The 21,642-nt window shown below is 58.2% G+C and carries 13 protein-coding genes and 2 pseudogenes; 2 read left to right on the top strand and 13 right to left on the bottom strand.

All coding sequences use genetic code 11. The features are described 5' to 3' along the window. Positions 1-250 precede the first annotated feature (250 nt). A pseudogene (locus tag ACFOPH_RS13320) lies at positions 251-1,412 on the top strand (IS5 family transposase). A 306-nt stretch (positions 1,413-1,718) separates the two neighbouring features. Here ACFOPH_RS13320 and ACFOPH_RS13325 read toward each other — a convergent pair. The 3 genes from ACFOPH_RS13325 to flhB all read right to left on the bottom strand — a co-directional run bounded on the left by ACFOPH_RS13325 (position 1,719) and on the right by flhB (position 7,954). Then, positions 1,719-3,347 carry a hypothetical protein gene (locus tag ACFOPH_RS13325; protein ID WP_379735725.1) on the bottom strand — a complete coding sequence of 543 codons (1,629 nt, stop codon included), beginning with the start codon at positions 3,345-3,347 and terminating at the stop codon, positions 1,719-1,721. A 1,293-nt stretch (positions 3,348-4,640) separates the two neighbouring features. Then, positions 4,641-6,749, bottom strand: a complete 2,109-nt coding sequence (gene flhA / locus ACFOPH_RS13330; protein WP_312548575.1) for a flagellar biosynthesis protein FlhA — start codon at positions 6,747-6,749, stop codon at positions 4,641-4,643. 44 nt (positions 6,750-6,793) lie between these two features. Next, complete coding sequence (gene flhB / locus ACFOPH_RS13335) at positions 6,794-7,954, bottom strand: flagellar biosynthesis protein FlhB (RefSeq protein WP_379735728.1); 1,161 nt, start codon at positions 7,952-7,954, stop codon at positions 6,794-6,796. Positions 7,955-8,418: 464 nt separating this feature from the next. Between flhB and ACFOPH_RS13340 the strand changes: the two genes are divergently transcribed. After that, positions 8,419-8,907 carry a hypothetical protein gene (locus ACFOPH_RS13340; protein ID WP_379735730.1) on the top strand — a complete coding sequence of 163 codons (489 nt, stop codon included), beginning with the start codon at positions 8,419-8,421 and terminating at the stop codon, positions 8,905-8,907. Positions 8,908-8,918: 11 nt separating this feature from the next. Here ACFOPH_RS13340 and ACFOPH_RS13345 read toward each other — a convergent pair whose 3' ends face one another. The 10 genes and pseudogenes from ACFOPH_RS13345 to ACFOPH_RS13390 all read right to left on the bottom strand — a co-directional run bounded on the left by ACFOPH_RS13345 (position 8,919) and on the right by ACFOPH_RS13390 (position 21,642). Next, positions 8,919-10,259 carry a capsule biosynthesis protein gene (locus tag ACFOPH_RS13345; protein ID WP_379735732.1) on the bottom strand — a complete coding sequence of 447 codons (1,341 nt, stop codon included), beginning with the start codon at positions 10,257-10,259 and terminating at the stop codon, positions 8,919-8,921. Positions 10,260-10,361: 102 nt separating this feature from the next. Then, the gene (locus tag ACFOPH_RS13350) at positions 10,362-12,449 is read right to left on the bottom strand and encodes a capsular polysaccharide biosynthesis protein (RefSeq protein ID WP_379735734.1); all 2,088 of its coding nucleotides are present in this window, start codon (positions 12,447-12,449) and stop codon (positions 10,362-10,364) included. A 1-nt stretch (position 12,450) separates the two neighbouring features. Continuing rightward, entirely contained in the window at positions 12,451-13,320 is an 870-nt protein-coding gene (galU, locus tag ACFOPH_RS13355) for a UTP--glucose-1-phosphate uridylyltransferase GalU (RefSeq protein WP_379735736.1), read from the bottom strand. 81 nt (positions 13,321-13,401) lie between these two features. Further along, positions 13,402-14,433: a hypothetical protein gene (locus ACFOPH_RS13360; RefSeq protein ID WP_379735738.1), complete on the bottom strand. Its 1,032-nt coding sequence runs from the start codon at positions 14,431-14,433 to the stop codon at positions 13,402-13,404. A gap of 16 nt (positions 14,434-14,449) precedes the next feature. After that, a complete protein-coding gene (locus ACFOPH_RS13365) occupies positions 14,450-15,598 on the bottom strand; it encodes a polysaccharide pyruvyl transferase family protein (RefSeq protein ID WP_379735740.1) in 1,149 nt (382 codons plus the stop codon). Between the two features lie 236 nt (positions 15,599-15,834). Next, positions 15,835-15,940 (bottom strand): annotated as a pseudogene (locus ACFOPH_RS13370) (CatB-related O-acetyltransferase); the annotation flags it as partial. A gap of 359 nt (positions 15,941-16,299) precedes the next feature. Further along, positions 16,300-17,556: a glycosyltransferase family 4 protein gene (locus ACFOPH_RS13375; RefSeq protein ID WP_379735742.1), complete on the bottom strand. Its 1,257-nt coding sequence runs from the start codon at positions 17,554-17,556 to the stop codon at positions 16,300-16,302. Between the two features lie 11 nt (positions 17,557-17,567). Then, positions 17,568-19,412 carry a glycosyltransferase family 2 protein gene (locus ACFOPH_RS13380; RefSeq protein WP_379735744.1) on the bottom strand — a complete coding sequence of 615 codons (1,845 nt, stop codon included), beginning with the start codon at positions 19,410-19,412 and terminating at the stop codon, positions 17,568-17,570. Positions 19,413-19,508: 96 nt separating this feature from the next. Beyond that, positions 19,509-20,285: an SGNH/GDSL hydrolase family protein gene (locus ACFOPH_RS13385; protein WP_379735746.1), complete on the bottom strand. Its 777-nt coding sequence runs from the start codon at positions 20,283-20,285 to the stop codon at positions 19,509-19,511. Beyond that, positions 20,275-21,642, bottom strand: a complete 1,368-nt coding sequence (locus tag ACFOPH_RS13390; protein WP_379735748.1) for an alginate O-acetyltransferase AlgX-related protein — start codon at positions 21,640-21,642, stop codon at positions 20,275-20,277. The genes ACFOPH_RS13385 and ACFOPH_RS13390 overlap by 11 nt, the downstream gene beginning before the upstream one ends.

Below are 21,642 nucleotides of genomic sequence, written 5' to 3' on the forward strand. Positions count from 1 at the left end.
AAAAGGATGGGGAAATGGGGCTAATTCTGCGGGAGGTTGGCTTGAGAGCCCTGCGGCGACGTCTCCTACCGAGGCGCACAGGCTGTATTTCGTAGACACCTATCACCATTTGACAACGTCACCGGCTACAAGTGAGCAAATTGAGCCGCTCCATAGTATTGTCGGTGTGCCTCTCCCAGATCACACGCCCGTAGCACCTTAGAGGGTGTAGACAAACTAGAAGTCGTAACGGTGACATGCTTTCCCTGATATGGGAGGACATGCCATAGCAAGCAAAGATCTATCCGATTCTCAGCCGCCGACGAATCTCGGCGGCAGGCCGTCAGCGTTGAACTCTGTGCATATCGCAGCTTTGCACGAAATCGTGTCCGAGCATGCGCAGGTGAGCCTGGCGGAGATTGCCGGCGAGCTGGCGCATCGCTGTGGCGTGCACGTGTGTGAAGCGACGATCCGGCGCGCATTGCGCGCAGAAGGGATCGTGCGGCTCAAGGTGAAGCGCCGGGCGTACCCAACGGCCGATAAAGGACCCAAACGCTACGGCTACACGGCGGCACACCGGCGCGAGAATGTCCCTTTCTACAGCACTAATCTGACCGATGCCAAATGGGACCTGGTCGCCGACTTATTCGAGCGCGCTCCAGGCCAGCGGGGCACACCAGCTCACTACAGCCGGCGCGAGCTGGTCAATGCCTGTTCCTACATTTTGCGTACAGGCTGCGCCCGGCGGCTGTTGCCAGCCACGTTTCCCCCCTTGGCAGGCAGTCTACAAAACCTTCGCACGTTGGGCCGCAGCAGGCGTGTTTGAGCAGATGCAGGATCGGTTGCGCGAGCAATGATGCTCACGTATCGGGCGCCCGGAGGCGCCGACAGCGGCCGTCATTGATGCCCAATCCAATCGCAGCTCGCCGCAGGGTGGCGAAAGCGGTTTCGATGCAGGCAAGAAGGTCAAAGGTCGAAAACGCAACCTCGTCGTCGATACGATGGGTTTGATCATCGCACTTAGCGTCACCGCTGCGAGTGTGCAGGACCGGGATGCTGCCGCGGCGGTTGTGGCGCAAGCGTGCGCAAAAGCGCCCGCACTTGCAACGCTTTACACCGATGGCGCCTACGCTGGAAAGTGTGCCCGCGAGATCGAGCAGCGGCACCAGATCCGCGTCGAAGTCATACGGCGTCCCAGAAACGGCACGACGGGAACCTTGCACAACACCGCACAAGGGGCCGTCCCGGCTGCAGGAATCGACAGGGGCTTCGTGGTCCTGCCAAAGCGTTGGGTTGTCGAACGGACGCACGCGTGGACTGAACGCTGGCGACGCACCATCATGCACCACGACCGCAAACTAGCCATTTTGGCTGCTTGGGTCTGGCTGGCAGAGGCCAGAATACTACTCAGCAGACTAACTTTTAGGAGTTAATTTCGTACACACCCTGTTATTAGCTCTTGGTCAACGGTAATTGATCTGGATGTATCCGACGATGCTTGCGTGCCGGCGTAAAATTATGACATCTTTATAGCCCAACGAAAATGCCAACCGAGTTATTAAGTGCCGAAAGCGCATCAGTACGCGAACGATCTTATTGAATAAGATCGCCGAGGCGGCGATCTCATTTTACTTAAGCACATCTGTCACCAGTTCAAACGCCTCGGTTGGCAACTCTTCACAAACACGTCCAGAGATAAGTTAAAGATTGTACTTTTACTTTTTTTGCTTAACCTTCCTTCATTGGTTTGCTTCTTCAGCAGCAACTTCAGCTTGCTCTATCATCAGACGATCAGTCTCCGAAAAATATTTGTAAACCTCCGAAAACATAGCTGAGTTTTTTAACCCTACAAGATAAATGAAACTATCAAGACGATTCTTCCGATAGGCTTCAATGTCGAACACATCCTGAAAGCGATCTAGTGAGTTCACCATATCCAGCATAAGCAGGGTACGCATGCATTTTCCACACTTTCCGCAGTTCCGTTTTTCTGCCGGATAAAGGCAAACGTTCAGGAATTTTTGAGCAGTTGAGAGCGCACAAATCGAACGCGTCTTTTCAAGACGTTCGCTTTTTACTCCACCTGTAACCACCTGAAACTCCACACAACTAAACGTGTATAAAAGCAACAACTCAAACTGCGCAGTATCCCTGATACTATTATCCTTCAGCCCAAAATGACTAAAGTCTTCTGCAGTTGAATAATAATATGTACGAAACAATTTTTTCAGCGACAAGACACCGAACATTGTTTTAAAAAAATGAGTGTACAAATGCGGCAAACGAAGTGCTTCGTTAATATTTGTCGCCGTGCGAACCAAGGGCAGACCGAGATCTTGCGCTACCATTTCTGCTCTCTCGTATATTGGACCATCATTCCCGTACAAATAGTTTCCGCAATACAGATGCGTTAGATTCATCGACTTATAAATCGAGTCTTTATACAAACTTACCGTATAAAAACTATCAACACCACATGACATACCAGTCGCCACGGCATTTCCTCGAATCAAGAGTGATGAATCAGTTGCGGCCGTTATTTTTACTTTATATAGCCGCGGATCGTGGGCGCAAAGCTGTGGGACCAAGATTTCATTCAGGTTGTGCAAGAACTGCTCGCTCACAGGAGCTTCGCAAACAATATCCTTACAAACCCTCATCGCGAACGGAAGAATTGCACATAGAAATGCATCTGTCCGTTCTGCCAGCAAGAACTGACCATATATTTTATTAGTCTCGCACCAAAGCGTCTTCACCTGTCCATCGATCCTGATATCGGCATTCAATCTTGCAGCATCATCAATTGTCGTAATATATGGCTTTGAGATGGTGATATCTCGTTCGAAGCCAATTGCCCTCTCATACAAAACGTAAGGCTTATCCTGAAAAGCCAACATGTTTTTCTCAAAAGCGTTTGGACAATTATTTTTCCTCAGAAAACGGCGCAACTGTTCAACATTATCGTCAGCACCTAGCGTGTAAATAATATCTACCTGATCGTCACGGTAGCCAAGCACCTCCGTCAGATACGCACAAGTTATTTCCCCGCGCACACCAATTGACTTGGATCTTGCGAGAACCTCATCGCAAAAGGCCCGTACCGCGTCATCGCGCTCCTTATGGCCGTAATCTTTGAAAGATTTATTCGGAATGGTCGACTCGCAACCGACAACATAGCAAGGTATTTCTTGTGGATAGGAAGAAATCCAGTGCGTAAGAGCCTTGATCTTATCTATGCTACTGCTTCCCCAATTTTTCTCAAGCATGAGTACAATCAGGGATACGTCATCAAGTCCATCTCCTAATTGCACAAACTCGAAGCCGTTATGTAGATGAAACGAAGATGGTGTATTGCTTGCTACTTTCATAATTTGTTTGCCTTATTAGGTGTCCTGCATTACAAATACATTAATGCTACGTCAGAGAGATATTGCTCAAGCAGAGTGACTGCTCGCACACCCCACTTACTATGATTTATCTCATAGCCATTCTTTAATTATTTAATCAATGCAATAAAAGGAGGCAGCACGACTTATTACTTCATCGTTTTTGCAGCTTAAAGCCACGGCCACCCTTTTGCATAGCAACTCGAAACACATCGTTTTGATGCTTAACAGATACTGCTGATGTCATTAAGCCATTTTTCTGAGCGACGATCTCTTGAGCTCCTAGTTTTACGCATCTAATAGTAGTGTGCGTATTAAATAGTAAATTCATGACAGCCTTTTAATGTCGTAGATGCTGTCACGTTGATGCTCTCGATTGGCTCATCTGTGCAGTCCGATCAGTAGCCACCCTCCCTAGGCTCAAAAGGATAGATCTCTAGCGCTGCCCGGGCACTCCGAAGAATCACGCATAATTGACGACAGTGCGCAGCGCCATGCCTCCTCTAGCCGTCTATGCACCTTCGCTATGCAATTCGGTACGATTGATGCCGAACGGATTCGTAATCATGCTAGCCATGCCAATACCTGGACATGTCAGGCTCCGACTACGGGAGCGGGCTACAACATTCAGGATCACATTGTACCTTGTACAAGTGACCCTTCTAAACGTTGAAAGGTATCACTATGTTATCAGTTGAATTACCCTTCGGTCCAGATATCGCTGTTTCACCATGGCTTAAGCTTTTAACGGCATCAGCCTTGAATATCTGTGAAGTTGCCACACATGGCATCTCGTCCGTTAGAAGCCGTCAAACGTTTCCTAATGGGAAATTCGCTGGCAATGGCTTGACAGGCGAGCATGACATAAGTCATTGACTTTATTAAAAATTCCTGATTTGCATCTCAAAGAGAAATGTAAATTTTTTTTGACAAAAGCGGACGGAGTGTAGGGAAGCTCAAGCCGCTTCTGCTAGTAAAAAAGCCGACGCTTTCTGGCGCGCACTCAGGTCCGTGCTTTGCGACGAGCTAATTAGCGGGCTGTCATCATAATCGTTCAATTTCCAGACTACCAAACAATAGAACTAGTACTTTCTTCTGAGTTCCTGGGGTTAACGATTCGGCCCGATGGCCCTTCCGTGCTTCTTTTATGCGCATTCTTCATCACCGAAATTCATCAAAGAACGTGGATTCAGGTCCGTCCTCAGAAAAATACTCCGGTTTTAATGATCATGTCAGCCCTAACGGTGCCTTCCGCTAGCCACTTCTTTAAATGAATTACTGCGCCCCGACCAGGCTGGTCACCCGGATCGTCTTCGTCTCCGGAATCTCCGAATGCGACAAGACCTTCAGTTGTGGCAATGCGCGGCGCAGGAAGCGCGACAGCAGCACGCGCAGCGGGCCCGGCACCAGCAGCACCGGCGTGTGGCCCATCGCCTCCTGCTGCTGCGAGGCCAGGTGGGCCTGCTGGGCGATGGTGTCGGCCAGGCCCGGCTCGATGCCGGTGCCGTCGCCGCCCGCGCCCAGGGCCTGCATCAGGAGGCGCTCGAGGCGGTTGTCCAGGGTCATCACGCTCAGTTCGTTGGTGCCCGGGAACAGCTGCTGCACGATCGCGCGTCCCAGCGCAATGCGCACCAGCGCCGTCAAATCGTTCGGGTCCTGGGTCTGCGGCGCGTGTTCCGACAGGGTCTCGATGATGGTGCGCATGTCGCGGATGTGCACGCCTTCGAGCAGCAGGTTCTGCAGCACCTTTTGCAAGGTCGACAGCGAGACCACCTTCGGCACCAGGTCTTCGACCAGCTTCGGCGATTCCTTGCCCAGGTGATCCAGCAAGGCCTGCACTTCCATGCGCCCCAGCAGTTCCGACGCGTGGGTCGTGATCAGGTGGTTCAGGTGGGTGGCGACAACCGTGCCGGCGTCGACCACGGTATAGCCCAGGTTCTGCGCCTCGTCGCGCATGCTGGCCTCGATCCAGACGGCCGGCAGGCCGAAGGCCGGGTCGGTCGTCTGCTGGCCCGGCAGCGTGCCGCTCGCCATGCCCGGGTTGATCGCCAGGAACTGGCCGTTGACCGCTTCGCCGGCGCCCACTTCCACGCCCTTCAGGGTGATGCGGTAGGCGGACGGCTTCAGTTCCAGGTTGTCGCGGATGTGCACCGGCGGCGCCAGGAAGCCGACTTCCTGGGCGAACTTCTTGCGGATGCCCTTGATGCGCTTGAGCAGCTCGCCGCCCTGGGTCTTGTCGACCAACGGGATCAGGCGGTAGCCCACTTCCAGGCCCAGGGTGTCGACCGGCATGATGTCCTGCCAGGTCGCTTCCTCGGTCTCGGCGGATGCTGCCTTGGCCGCGCCCGCCGCCGCTTCATCGGCCGCGGCTTCGGCTTCGCGCTGCGGCGCATCCTTGGCGCGCTTGGCCAGCAGGTAGCCGCTGCCGCAGAGGGCGCCGGCCAGCAGCAGGAAAACCAGGTTCGGCATGCCCGGGATCAGGCCCAGGCCGCCGATGATGATGCCGGTGATGTACAGCACCTCGGGCTTGGCGAACAGTTGGCCGACCATCTGGCCGCCGATGTCCTGGTCGTTGGCCACGCGCGAGACGACCATACCGGCCGCGATCGAGATGATCAGCGAAGGAATCTGCGCGACCAGGCCGTCGCCGATCGCCAGCAAGGTATAGGTTTTCGCGGCATCGCCGACGGCCATGTCGTGCATCACCACGCCGACGATCAGGCCGCCGATGACGTTGATCAGGGTGACCATGATGCCGGCGATGGCATCGCCCTTGACGTACTTCGAAGCACCGTCCATGGCGCCGTAGAACTCGGCTTCCTGGCCGACTTCGGCGCGGCGCTTGCGCGCCTCGGCTTCGCCGATCATGCCGGCGTTCAGGTCGGCGTCGATCGCCATCTGCTTGCCCGGCATCGCGTCCAGGGCGAAGCGCGCGCCCACTTCGGCGATACGGCCCGCACCCTTGGTGACGACGGTGAAGTTGATGATGGTGAGGATGACGAACACCACGATACCGACGGTGTAGTTACCGCCGATCAGGAAGTGGCCGAAGGCTTCGATCACCTTGCCGGCAGCGGCGCCACCGGTATGGCCTTCGGTCAGCACGATACGCGTCGAGGCCACATTGAGCGACAGGCGCAGCATCGTGGACACCAGCAGGATCGCCGGAAAGGCCATGAAGTCGAGCGGCTTGACCGTGTACAGCGCGGTCAAGAGCACGATCACCGACAGCGCGATATTGAAGCTGAAGAACAGGTCGAGGATGAATGCCGGCAGCGGCAGGATCATCATCGCCAGCAGCAGGATGATCAGGATCGGCGCGGCCAGGGCAGTGCCCCGGGCGCCGAGTCCGCTCAGCCAGGCGGGCAGTCTCAAACTATTCATCGAATTGCTCCGTTATCGGTATCGGTTTATTGCGGTTGTTGCGTTTATTGCGGTTGTTGCGGCTTTTGCGACGCCGGGTCCAGCGGGTCCATCTCCGGCGGCACGGGCAGCTTCGTCGGGCGATCCGGATAGTGGCCGCCGGCCTTGCTGTAGTTACGCAGCTGGAACACGTAGGCCAGCACTTCGGCCACGGCCGAGTACAGCTTCTCGGGAATCTCGTCGTCGATCTCGGTGTGCTTGTACAGCGCACGGGCCAGGGCCGGGGCTTCGAGCATGGCGACCTTGTTTTCCTTGGCCAGCTCGCGGATCTTGGCCGCCACTTCGTCGACGCCCTTGGCGACCACGCGCGGCGCACCGGCCTGGCCGTCGGCGTACTTCAGCGCCACCGCGTAGTGGGTCGGGTTGGTCACCACGACGTCGGCAGTGGGCACATTCTGCATCATGCGGTTGCGCGCCATTTGCCGCTGCATCTGGCGAATCTTCCCTTTAATCTGAGGATTGCCGTCCGACTCCTTGGCTTCCTCGATCATTTCCTGGCGCGTCATCTTGTGCTTGTTGGCGTAATGCCAGATCTGGTACGGGCCGTCGATCGCCGCGATCACGCCCAGCGCGCCGACGATGAACAGGAAGGCGCGCCACATCAGGCTGGCCAGGTGGCCGGTCGAGGTGCCCAGCGGCTCCACCGCCAGGCCGAGCACCGCATCCATCTCGCTCACGACGACCACCCAGGCCACGGCGCCGACCAGCAGGGTCTTGGCGATCGCCTTCAGGAGTTCGACCAGGGCATTGGCCGAGAACATGTTGCCCAGCCCGCTGATCGGATTGAGCTTCATGAAGTTGGGCGCGAAGGCTTTCGTGCTGAAGTTGAAGCCGCCGATCATCAGCGGCGAGGCCACCGCGACCAGCATGATGGCAAAGGCCAGCGGCAGGCAGGCCAGCAGCACGCCGCCGACGTCGGCCGCGATGCGCTCGAGCAGGACGCTCGGGTTGTAGATCTGCTCGCGGTTCAGGCTCAGGCCCGACTCGAGCGCGCCCTGCAGGCGGCCGACCAGGCTGCCGCCGGTGATCCACAGGCCGGCGCCGGCCGTCATCAGCACGGCAAAGGTCGCCAGTTCGCGCGACCGGGGAACGTCGCCTTCTTCGCGCGCTTTCTCGAGCTTCTTGGGTGACGCGTCTTCTGTCTTTTCTGCGTCGCTGTCCGCCATGCCTGTTCCCCTGCCGTCCTTTAATCGGTCAAGTCTCGATTATCGCTGCTATTGCCGCACGGCTATATCTAGAACAAGCAGGAAAAGTCCTGCCAATTCATACTTGGCCGAAAAAGTTGCCTCACGGAATTATTCTAATTGTTAATTTTTCTGAAGGGCAAAATAGGAAAGTATTGTAAAAATCGCTATCAATTGTGCTACGCGTTGCGCATACTAGCTCTACAATAAAAACGGTCCAGCAGAGCACAAGAACCTCAAACCCCTTGATTCCAAAGGGAAATAATAGCTGGCAGGGATGTCTTGCAACTACGCGGCAGGTTTGCCGTGGAATCGGTTCATGCACGTCCACTGTCATCGGGGGCTCTATGGGTATCGTTTCAAATGTGAAATTTTTCTGCGTCACATCTTTTCTGTGCGCTGCCGGACTCTTCGCCGGTGCGGCGCAGGCGGGCGGGGAACTGGCCGTGCCCGAGAATCCGTTCCGCTCCGCAATGATCATCGACAGCGAATCGCCCAGCAGGGCGCGCTGGGACGTCTACCTGTCCGGCTACGCCTGGCATGACCGCGATACCTACACCGAGAAGCAGCTGAACAAGATGAACGAGAACACCCTGGGCGGCGGCATCGGGCGCAGCATCCGCAACGAGCGCGGCAACGACGAAGGGGTCTACGTCATCCGCATTCGCGACTCGAACGAGCGGCCGCAGTGGATGGCGGGCTATGTGTACCAGTGGGTGTTTCCGGTGGTGTCGAAATACGAAGTGAGCGCCGGGCTGACCGCGCTCCTGATCCGGCGCCACGACTGGTTCGAGGGCCGTCCCTTCCCCGCACTCCTGCCGGTCGCCTCGTTCGGCACCCACAAGGCCCAGTTGACGGCCACCTACGTGCCCCACCTGTCGATGCGCAAGGGCAAAGGCAATATCGTGTTGCTGATGCTGAAGATGTCGCTCTAAGGCGCCGAGGCTCAGGCGCCGTTCAGCTGCAGCTCGTCGGCTTCATCGTCGGCGACAGCCGCGGCCAGCTGCAAGGGCGCCGGATGCGCGCTTCCCGGCGCACCCTCGGCCAGCAGCGTGTAAAAATCGCGGCCGTAGAAGGCGCCATTGAGCTGGGTCTGGGTGATCAGGTAGGCACGGAAACGGCGCCAGAGCCCGCGGTCGAAGCGCGTCACCGCCGTCCAGAATTGCGCCAGCTCACCCTGGAAGGTCAAGCCGTCCATGTCGTACAGGGCGCGCCCCATCAACTTCAGCGGCTTGTAGTGGTACAGGCTGGACAAGCCGACCGTGCTGTTGATCGTGACCACGCCGCGCGAATGGCGCAGCAGCGTCGGCAGGTGCACGTCGTGGACGTAATGCACGCGGCCGTGCACGCCGTGGCGCTCGCACAGTTCGCCGATCAGGCGCCGGTAGTCGCGCTGGCCGCGGTCCATCGGGTGATGCTTGAACACCAGGTGGTGACGCGCGTCGGCATGGGCCGCGAACGACGCGACCACCTCGCGGATGAAATCGCGCACGTCGGCGTACGGGCTGTGGGTGGTCACCTGGCTGTCGTTGTACACCTGCAGCGCCACCGCGAAATACTGGCCGTCGTGTTCGCTCAACAGCTTCTCGAACACGGATTTGTCGCGCCAGCGGTTCAGGTGCTTGCGCGCCCAGGAACGGCACCAGGCGCGCGCCTCGTAGCGGATCGAAAACTTCTTGTGGTGGCGGTACAGCGGATAGCGCGACTTCAGCAGCCGCCCGGCCGCGTAATAAAACATCGACGACCAGGCCGCGCGGCCGAAGCTCGGGTGCGCCGGCGCGGGTTTCGGGACCGGCACGTCCGGCAGCGACAGGTAGAAGGCCGGGCTGCGCGGCACCAACGAATGGACGTTGACGCCGCCGCATTCGAGCGTCACATAGTCCGGCCGCACGTAACCCTCTTCGAAGACGAAGAAGGACAGGCCCATCTCGTCGGCCACCGTCTTCGCCGCCTTGTGATAATGGCGGCAGTCGCCGAAGCACAGGATGCCGTCGATCCGGTGCACCTCGAGGAACAGGCGCAGGTAGCCGGGAAAATCGGCGAGCGCGCCACGGTAATCGACCGAATCGAGCTTACGGTGGAAGAACCAGTCGCCGCCATTGAAGTTCATCTTCTTGACGGCCACGCCCTGCTCCCCCAGCCAGGCCGCGACCCGGTTGAAGAACGTGCCCATCGGGCCCTGCAGCATCAGGATGCGGCGGCATTGCAGCAGATTGTAGTAACCAGGGACGGAATAGTCGCCCATCTGGTAACGGGCGAGCTGCCTGGGATCGAGGCGTGCATTCATGAGGGAAGGCTGGACGGGAACGGCGGCTTGATTATAGGAAATCCTACCGCCCGAAAACTCAAGCTTTGTAACATTGCGGAAATAAATGCTCTATTTCAACGCCTAAGCGTTGTGTGAGCGCAACTCTCCGCGTAACAATTCCAGCAATGCCCTCCCCTTGCGCAGCTTGCGGGCAAGCCAGCCGGTGTCGAGCGCCGCATCGGCGCCGTTCGCCTGGCGGGCCAGGTGGTGCATGACCTGCTCGGCCGAGGCGAACCCCGGCGCACCGGGCAGCACATAGCGCGGATAGGCCAGCATCACGGCATGCACGAGACCATCCAGGCCGACCCGGCGCTGCCGCGCCGGCAGCGCGAAGTGGTCGTTCGTCAGCCCCCAGCCCGCGTAGAACGGGCCGCCATAGCAGTGCACGGCACGCCCGTGCAGCAAGGCCTCGAAGCCGGACAGCGACGTCATGGTGTGGACTTCGTCGGCGGCGAGGATGCAGTCGATGATGTTGGCCTCGTTGACGCAGCCGTCGGCAAGCACCGCCAGTTCCTCGGCCGGCACGGCGCCGCGGCGGTTGCCCGCGACCACGTCCGGATGCGCCTTGTAGAGGATGCAGGCGTCGGGGTTGGCCGCGCGCACGGTCCGCAGCAGGTCGAGGTTGGTGCGCACCGCGGGCGAGCCGCGCATGATCGAGGCATCGTCCTCGACCTGGCCCGGCACCAGCAACACGCGGCGGCCGCGCGCCTCCACTTGCAACGCCGAGCGGGCCAGGTTGTACTTGCTGAGTTTCATCGACACGTAAGCCTGGCGAAAGCGCGCGGCGCGCGCCAGGTCGTCGGCGTCGAGCTCCTGGGTGGCGAGCAAGTGTTCGAGCGCGCTGCCGGAAGCCGGATCGTAGTACATGCCCGAGGTGTCGAGCACCAGCGACACCGGGCGGAACAGGTCCGAGCCGAGACCGACCGAACGCAGGAAGCCGTCTTCCATGCGCCACAGCGGCAGGCCGCGCTCGCGCGCGAGCGCACCCAGGCGCGCCTCTTCCCGGATGCCCCACATGACGATGCGCGCGTCGGGCGCCAAGGACTGGCGCGCCAGCGCCTGCGCCGAGCGCACGAAGCGCAGGCGCGACGACGGCCCGGACAGGAAGGGGCGCACGATCGCGCGCTTCCACAGGCTCATGCCGACGCAATACAGCGTGCCGCGCGCGACATCGTTGGCGGCCTTGTTGCGCGCCAGCCAGTCGATGACGTCGAAGATGCTGCCGGGCGCACCGGTCGCCGGATCGATGTAGCGCGCGTAGTGCAGGTAGGCCGCCTCGAACAGCTGCTCGAGCGTGCGCCGCACCGGACGGCGCGCCCGCAGCGCTTCCATGCCGGGATGGCGGTCGTCGGTCAGGCCCCAGCCCGCATACCAGGGCTGGCCGAAGCACACCACGGGCTTTTCCAGCATCAGCGCCTCGAAACCCATCTGCGAAGTGACCACGTAGACCTTGTCGACCTGCGCGAGCAGGCCGAGCGGCGAGACGTCGTCGGCCAGCACCTGCAGGCGCGCGTCGGCATGCGGGGACAAGGCGGCCGCCGGCAGGTAGCCGCTCTTCTTGCCGCTCAGGACGTCGGGATGGGTCTTGACCCAGATCTCGGCCTGTGGATTCTCGCCCAGCGCCGCCTCCAGCATCGCGCCGAAGCGCGCGTGGTCTGCCCCTCCCAGGCGCACCGACACGTCGCCCACGGTCTGGTCGATGACCAGCACGCGCGCGGCATGGGGCGCGGCCAGCGGCGGCAGCGCACGCTCGGGCGCGTGGTTATACTTCGACAGCTTGTGGCGGCGGATCAGCCCCAGCGCACGGCGCGCCTGCGCCTGCTTTTCCTCGTCGGGCGCCAGCCCGGCGATCAGCGCCTCCAGGCGCGACGGTTCGGTGGCGTCGTAATAGATGCCGAGATCGTCCACGACCAGCGACAGCGGCGCGGCGCCGGCCACGCCCAGGCCGACCGAGCGCAGGAAGCCGTCTTCGAGGGCGAGGAAGGGTAGCTTGTGGCGGGCGGCGTAGGCGCGGGCCTGTTGCGCGGTGTCGCGGCGGCCCCAGCCGGCCACTGCGTCGAGGCCCCGTGGATCGGCAATTGCGGTCAGGCGCAGCCTGCGGACTTCCTTGCCCATAAACGCGGCCAGATGCGGCAGGCGCCAGATCCCGCCCGAGAAAATACCGATCACATCAGGCCTGCAGCGATGCGAGGTGTTTGCTGAAGTCCGCACCGACATCGGGATGCTTCATGCCATAGGCCAGCGTGGCTTTCAGGTAGCCCAGCTTCGAACCGCAGTCATAGCGCGTGCCGGCCAGGGTCTGTGCCAGCACTGGCTCATCCTTGAGCAGCGCGGCGATGCCATCGGTAAGCTGGATTTCGCCGCCGGCGCCGGCGCGCACGGCACGCAGCTTCTCGAAAATCGCCGGCGTCAGGATGTAGCGGCCGACCACGGCCAGGTTCGACGGGGCGACGCTCGGGTGCGGCTTCTCGACGATACTGGAAATCCGGGTCTTGTCGTCGTCACGCTGTGCCGCCTCGACGATGCCGTAGGAACCGGTCTGCTCCCAGTCCACGGTCTCGACGCCCAATACCGCACTTCCAGTCTGCTCGTAGGTACGGACCATCTGCGCCATCGCACCGGGCTCGCTGTCGATCAGGTCGTCGGCCAGGATCACCGCGAACGGCGCATCGCCGACAGCCGGTTCGGCGCACAGGACCGCATGTCCGAGGCCTAGCGCCTGCGCCTGGCGAATGTAGAGGCAGGACACATGCGACGGCAGGATGTCCTTCGCCAGCTCCAGCAATTTGTGCTTGCTGTTGCGCTCCAACTCGCTTTCCAGTTCGTAGGCCTTGTCGAAATGGTCCTCGATGCTGCGCTTGTTGCGGCCGGTGACGAAGATCATTTCGGTGATGCCGGCGGCGACGGCTTCTTCGACGGCGTACTGGATCAGTGGTTTGTCCACGATCGGGAGCATTTCCTTTGGACTGGCCTTGGTGGCCGGTAAAAAGCGCGAGCCGAGGCCTGCGACCGGGAAAACAGCTTTAGTGATTTTTTTCATTTTTAGGTTCTTTGCAACTGGACGTACTAGATCACAAACACTTAATATTCTAATCGTACTAGATCATAAATAATTAATGCTCTAATATTTATTGCCCCACGCCATTTGCGTTGCGCGTTCTTTCGCCGCTGCAGCCATCTTTAAGCGAAGTGTCTTATCCTCAGCCAACATGGAAATTGCTTCTTTCCAAGCACCAGGTTCATTCGGCAGGAGAAGCCCATCAATACCGTGTCGAACGAATCCTCGATAAGGCGCAACATTCGTATATAGTCCTACTGCCCCCATCCGTACATAATCAAAAAACTTAGTAGGACCTCTTCCTTTATTGAATTCCTCAGAAAGAAGAGGTGCAAGACCAATGTCTCGATATATGACGCGAGTGTATTCAAGATAATTAGCCCAATTCATAGGGTGCAATACTGACACCCTAGGAAAATCACGGTAGAGCTTATTTACTGCGTTATCGCCGAATAGCTCCAATGCGATCTTTGCGTTTTGGGTCAACACCTCTCCGAGTATTGGTGCCAGCCACTTTAGCTCTCCCTGATGTGAAGCAGTTCCATGATAGCAAACCGTCGTCGCTTCTATTTTACGCATTTCGGCATGACTCGGCCTTGGGTCAAGCACCGTAGGCGACCATTGCCAATATTTTTCCGCTAAATAAGGCGATCCCACCCAGAACTCACTGCACAATTTCGTTAGAAGCTCAAAATGGTCGGAGGCGAGTCTTTTTATTTTTCGAGCATACGCTGCCGGCAGGTCAATCAGGACACTCCGATCCATCAGGTCGTCATCCATAAAATAAATGATGCGCCCACCGACTGATTTAAAACTAAACAGTTCTGGAATCCACGCTTTCGTTAGGTACCGAGAGATAATTAGAACGCGACACCCAGCAGCAGCAAGTTGACAAGGCGCCACCGACTCTGGATCGACAATATCTGCCCGCAGTCCTTTTGCTTCGAGATAAGGGCGAAGCAAGTAGTTAATAGATGCACTCTCGCCTTTACTGAAGATTATCGCTTCCGATAGGGCTTCGAAATTTCTGCTCGACGGCCGCGCTGTTTGGCGCAGCCCCCCCCTCATCCATTCTAAAATATACTTGCCAACCATTAGCACTTATGCGGCTTCAGCTAACGTAGCTAGAAGCGATTTGCGAAAAATATGGAGCAGGCACAAGCCGATTATTCTGAAAGAACTTATAGTATTCCCCAGCCAACCGAGCGCGATTAGCGTCAAACTCATCTGGATCAAAACGAAACAATCGAGGAAGCTCGTCACGTCGAATTCCCCCGATCACCTCAGATGCGGCAACGTGCGGTACTTTCATTGTCTCGCATAGCTCTTTAGTCCTAGAGTCGTGTGCAATACATAGTCCTGGTATGCCTGCTTGCAGAGCAAGCATCACACCATGAATTCGGGTTCCAATTACGAAATCAAACCTGCGCACAAACTCAAGCCACGCTGCCGCAGAAAAGAAGCTAAAGGCATGCTGTTCAGTCCACTTCGTAAACTCTTCGTCCGATAACTGCGGGCAAGCGTAATTACGGCAAAGGTCCCGTTGCTCCTGCGTTATCCATTTAGCTTCTCCACGGCCTATCTGAACCATTTCCAAAGGGCTTTGGCAAATATACGCCCCCTTATTTGCGCCCATCAGCTGTACAAGAGACGCCTCCAAGCGAGCAAGGTGGCCCCAACGTTGGTGTCCCGCCGTTACCGCAATATTTTGCGGATTCCCCGTAAAGCGCTCAGCAATCGTCTTACCCAGCTTTACTTCTGGACTGATGAACAAAGTTGGGCAACCAAGAGCAACCGTTTTATCAGCGAGACCATACCGCTCCAACGAACGCCGACTGAACTCTCCGCGCATTGCAATATTAGGTGCGGCAGTAGGCGAACGCTCCTGAATTTCCCTAATCCAGTCCAATGTCCCTGCCGGGATATCGACCTCCTGTTGTAGATTACCCGCTTGCGCACCCAAACCAATACCTACAAGCCGACACTCTAATTTCCTGAAATTATTCACAAGAAAACCGAGATCAGCATGTGGACCAAGCTGATTAGCCAACGTTAAAACCCCAACATCTCCTGTTCGACTTATTTCGGCTGACGGCATATGCCAGAGCTTGGATTTAAGACCACCTCCCAACAGTCGGCTAATGGCATAACAAAATGCCAAATTTCCGGTATTATCGCCTACCAACTGATAGGCCCGGATCGTGTCAAGCATGCCGCTATCCTCGACGGAGGGCGCAAAACCGAGAAGAAACGGCTTCATTTAGTTATCCTTCACCAATTTAAAACGTGGACCTTCATATTTAATTAACCGCCCCTCCTCAATCTCGGCCACTAAGATCGACAAGGCTGCTTCGACGTTTGAGAAATCAAGTTTCGAAGCGACTGCCTGGACATTGTAGTCCCACCATTTCACCTCGCTCATCCTAGCGATAACCGAATTATTGAAGCGATACCTTTTGACTACAGCAGGAACCCCGGCCACGATGGCATAGTCAGGGACATCAGCTACCACTACACTGTGTGCTGCAACAATAGCGCCATTACCGATCTTGACTCCAGATTTTATAAAAACACCTTGTCCGATCCAAACATCGTTACCGATCTCCACACAGCTATTAGAATTGAATCGATTTTTTGGCAGCTCAGCAACATATTTATTTTCGTTTAGCCAAGTACCCCACCCATGGACATTCGGCACATATTGCACCATTGAGGTTGATAACCAATCCGCAGGATGCTGATCGGATGCTATGTCAACTCCAGGCGCAATTGAACAGTAGCGACCAACCTTGCAGTGTCCTAGTTTGCCCCCATAAATTCCAGTAAAAGCACCGACTTGAACTAAATTGTGTGGAGCAAGTACCGCTTGAATAACAACAGGAGCCTCTACCCAAGAGTCTCTATGAAGTTGCGGCAGCGTATGCGCAATATTTACCCCAGAACCGGGTGCGAATGAGACAGTCACTTCAGCTTTCCAAAATATTCAAAATGTGCGCGCGCGCATTCCGCATACGTTAAAGGAGCACGAATACCTGTGTGCAGCCTATCCCACAGTTCAGGTTCACGCGCAGCACGATGCAAGATGTTTTGCCATCCAGCAGTGCTACCAGCAGGGACATGTAGGCCATTTACGTCATGTAGAACCTTTTCGGCCATACCGCCGATATCCGAGCAGATGACTGGCCTGCCTGCGACGAATGCCTCCTGAATGACCATGGGGGAGTTTTCCCACCAGATAGAGGGAATAACGACCCAATCGACATTGGCCATACGCGAACGCAGTTCATGCGGCTGATACGGGCCAACCCACTGCAATACTCCCTGTTTGATCAAGGGGTCACGTAGCGTCTCTACACTTTCTCGGAACTCTGCAGTCTGGTACTCCAGGTTCGCGCCATGCACTTCTACCGTGAGCTTGCGGCGCTCGACCGGTGTCATTGCGTTCAGTGCCTTTAGAACGACGTCTAGTCCCTTGAACGGATTAATCTGACCGAAGAAACCGAAGCGGTTCCGAGTCTCACGGCCCTGCAGCAGACGTGGCGGCAGCGGCTCTTCCGGCGCCTGCCCGTTCTCGATCACTACGATCTTGCCCGGCTCGATCCCCCACTGAATGTAGCGCTTGCGCAAGAACTCGGATGGAGAGACGAAACCATCGACTAGTGCAAAGTACTTCTGGAAGCGATGCTTTCGCAGCCAGAAGTCCTCGATCGTCTTCTGTGGGAAGCAGCGCTGGCAGTCATCAAGCGATTCACGGTTGCAGAGCTTGAAACTGCCGGTCTTGATCATCTGTCCGTTATTGCTGCAGATGGCCATAAACTCGTGCAAAGTCATGTAGATCTTGATCGATGGATCGACCTGCTTGATCACACGGATGTATTCCAGTCCTAGATGCGCATAGTGATGGGTATGCACGATCGTTGGCTTAAGTGCGCGGATGAGGTCCGCAAACCAAGTCGTAAGCGATTCCTGGTGCGCCGCCGTCATGTTGTGCCAGTCGTGAACGGCCTGTTCCCACAGGTATTCGTTCTGGCGGCGGACGCTGATTGCGCCGGTATGGCCGCGATTTCGGTCGGCGCGGCCGAGGAACCATGCTTCTTCGACGTTGGGATCCGAACGGTATGCTTTGAACAGGTTATATGCGGCGATCTCGCCGCCGCCCAGGCTGAAGTCCGGATGGGCGTGCGCCATGACCAGAATACGCTGTTGTTGGTTTTCCATAAAATCTTCCGTTAATTCTTGATGACCACGTTGCCGCCCGCAAGCAGCGTCTGCCATTTGTTCTGGTGACGAACCGCGTTATAGATTACGACGCGTGTGCGCATGTCGTCGTTACCGAGCAGCTTGAACGACTGCCGTTCGAGGTGGGTCAACTGGACGGACGGGCAGTACGCGATATCGAAGCCCGCATCACGCAGTTTCAGGCACAGGTCGGAATCCTCGAAGTCGCCGATCAGATAGCCCGTGTCCCATTTGTCCACTTTCTCGAAATCGCTCTGCCGCATGACCAGACAGGCGCCGGTCACTGCCGGAACGATGGTCAGTTCCCTGGACGGGTCGAGGCTCGGATCGAGCCCCATACATGGATGGTGGTTGGTCCAGATGCCGAGGTCTTCGCGCCTCAGGAAAGCCATGCCCGCGTGCTGGATCGACCCTTCCGCCGTCACCAAACGTGGACCGACGGCACCGATATTCGGTCGTGTACGGAGTACATCGATAAGGTCCTCGAGCCAGCCCGGCTTCTGAGGGAATGCGTCGCTGTTCAGGAAAGCGAGGTATTCCCCCTTCGCGCAGGTAACGCCGAGATTGTTCGCCCCCGAGAAACCGCGGTTCGCGTTTCCCCACACCCAGCGTACCGGCAACTGATATACGCGGTACAGTGCTTCGATCTCTGTCGGAAAACCCTGCAGCAAGGCCGGGTCGTCCAGCACGTAGATGATCTCGGCGTTCACCTTGAGCCATTCGTCCTCGCAGAACTCCATAAGCTGATGCTCAACGAAGTCGGTCCGGCCGTACAACGGAATGATCACGCTGATCAGGGGCGCTTCAGGCGGCTGCCCGAGCTGGCGCACTTTGACTGGCAATAAGTCTTGCGCCGCACGCTGCAACCGGATGAGTTTTTCGAGGATCGGCTCATCGATTTCGGCAATCCGGTTATGGAAGTCAGCCAGCGCCACATTGAGCGAGAACAGATGGCGTGCCGCGGCAACCGGATCCGAGGACAGCGTTCCCGCCCTGATCTCGGCTAGTTGGTGAACACCGTCACTCCCCAGCATCTTGAGTTTCCAAGTGTTTTCCGGCTTTAGACCGCTGACATGCGCAACAAGCCCGGCGTAGTCGGAAGGGCCGTACTCCACACCGAACGCGTTGGCAACATCCTGGCGATAGCTGCGGTAGAGGCCGTGCATTGGGGAAATATTGCCGCTCTCGTCTTCGACCCAGACAAGAGCTGCCGGGTCTTTCTGCAGCAGCCAACCGATGATCACGCCTTCGCCCGTCTGCGTGCAGGAGCAAGCCTGCTCGAAGTAGGCTTTCGCGTCGCTGGTCTGGCTTGCCGACTCGGGCAGCATGGCGACGATCTCGCGCCACTCTTCGGTGAATGCTGGAACATTGTGAATCAGCGAAGCGAACGCTGTCTGAAGCAGCTGTCGCTCAGCGCTTGCCGGACCAGGATGCGCCGAAAGCGACAGCACGAACGACTGTCTTTGGCGGCGTTGGGGACACATCCACGACAGCGTAACTGGCTCGTCACCATTCGCTTGTGCGATCAGGACAAAACCGGTCTCCTCATTGGAGATCGACAAGTGCGCGGCCACATCCGGCCGCTTGGCGCTAAACCACTCGACAGCGAGGACCGCTTCGCCGGATTGCACTTGGAGCTCGACGTCCGCCGTGGACCATCCTGCAAGCACGATTTTCGATCCAATCACACAGGCCAGGTCGACTTTCACCTGTTGAGTATGCTTTGCGTTCTGCCCTTGGATAGTAACCGGCATCTTTTGCACATGCGGTACTTGGGCAAGCGATTCCTGCTTGGCTTGCGAATTCTGTTTCGAAGCCGCGCGATATAGTTTCATTTGTATCCTTCGTTAGCGGACAGGGTTTGTCCTCGATATTTTCTTCTTGATGGGGCCGGCGGCTATGCTATTCATACGCTTGCCGGCGCTTGATGCTTATTGGTGAACGAGCCTGACACACGAGCCGCTGAACAGCAGGCTGCTTACCTGGCTCTGAATGATCGAATGGCCTCGTTCGTTTGGATGAACGCCGTCGCCCGAGTCATACTCGGGAGCGAGGCGACCGTCAGCACTGGCCAGCAATTGCCGCACCGGGACAAAACATCCACCAAGCGCCGCCGCCAGGCGCTCGTCGATCGTGCGCATCTGCGCTAGCTGGGCATCGCTCAGGTTCCTCGGCTGGGTCGAGGTGATCACCACCGGCACGCCTGCCGCCAGCGCCTGGGCGCGAATCGCCAACAGGTTGCCAACGATCTCGTCGCTGCTGTAGCCGCGCGAGGTGTCGTTGGTCGGGTAGGACACGATCAGCAGCACCGGCTTGCGCGACAGCGCCTGGTCGATGTTGATGGACGGGTCCGACGCAGGCCGTCCAGCAGGGCGCGGCGCGTTCACACCAAGGCCTTCGTAGCTCACGGTGCCGCCCTTGGCGATATTCGCCACCTGCGCGCCATTACCGGCATGGGCTGCGCCCAGCAGCGCGACCCAGCCCTTGCCCGCCGGCGCGCCGGAACCGGCCGCGGTCGACGACCCCATCACGACCCAGGCCCCCGGCCCGACCTGTACTACAGGCGCAGGGACCGCCACGACAGGGGTAGAGGCTGGCGTATCGCCACCGCCACCACAGGCCGCCAATGCACCCAACAGCGCGGCGCACAGGAGACGCTTTCCGTGCTTCAGGTAAGACATCTGCTTTTTTCTCAGTTCAGTGTTCATGGATATCCAACATCTCGCAGTAAGGCAGGTTCTTCGGATCATGTGCCGCAACAGCGGCGCAGGCCTGTGCACGCGCGCGCGCCTGCGCATCGGCGGCGCGCAGCTTCTCGGCCACGGCATGACGCAGCACGAAGCCGACGCCCGGCGGCGTGATCATGAAGCGCGCCGTAGTCTGCATGACCAGGTAATCGGGACGTTCGTGCGCAACGACCGCGGTGTCGATATTGCCCGCGCTGTGCACGAAGACGATGCGGCGGAAGACGCGCTTGAGGTACTTCAGCATCGGATAGGAAGACGATGCGCCGAACAGCAGCAGCGTCGCCTGCCAGGGGGCGTGCTTGCACCCGAACACCAGTACCCGGCCGATATTCGGCAGGTGGTTGTCGAACACCGCATCCTGGGTGGCCGGTGCCGCCTGCAGGAATTCAGTCGGCGCCACCAGGGCAGGCTGCAGCTTGCTGCCGAGGTCTCCGGCAAAGGGCATCGTGTGATAAACGTCGCCAGCCCAGCATCGGCGCGCCGCCTCCGTGTCGAGGTCCAGCTGCTCGACCAGCGCCAACGCCGCCTGCATTGCGCCGCGATCGGTCCAGTGCGTATCGGTCTTGATGAAGCATTGCGCCCGGTCCGGACGGGCACGCAGCAGGGCCGCGGTGTCGATCACCTGGTGTTGCGGACGGCTCAGGCCCAGCACCTGCTCGTGCACGGTATACGCGCCTTTCGCATGTGGATAGTGCTCGGGGAGCACTTGCTCCTTCGATGCCGCGATCATCACGGCATGGCGCGCATGAGTATCCGCGGCGATGGAGGCGCAGGCGTCGAGGTAGTCCAACCAGCGCGCCAGGTCTTCCGGTTCGAGCGTCAGGCGGCCAGTGTACTGGTCCACGCTGTGGTTCGTGTCGTTGTCCAGGTAAAGCCAGCCGTCACTACCCTGGATGACCTGATGAGTGGCGGGCGACACGGTCCGCGGCACCGGCGTGCCTTCCAGCGTCACGTCGCACAGCCAGACCGTTTGCCCCTCCAGGTTGACGCCAAGCGTGAACTGCTCCGGCACCGGATCCAGGTGCGCGATGAAGCCGCAGCGCAGGCGTGGGTGCTCGTCGGGCACGGCGCCGAGCACGCGGCGGATCACGTCCGGGCGCGGGTTGCTGAATGCAAGCACCTTGTCCCGGGCCTCCTCCCCGCTGCCGATGCGGACCACCAGTTCGGCGCATGCTGCCTCGCCCTTGCCCAGCGCCCAGCCCTGCAGATACAAGCCACGATCACCGATGCGCGCGGCGGCGCCGGCCGCCGGAAAATCCAGCGCCCAGGCATGCAGCTCCGGCGTCGGAAGCTTGCGAATCGATGCGAACTGCGTCAT

Source organism: Massilia haematophila (assembly GCF_042647645.1).
Lineage (GTDB): Bacteria > Pseudomonadota > Gammaproteobacteria > Burkholderiales > Burkholderiaceae_D > Telluria > Telluria haematophila.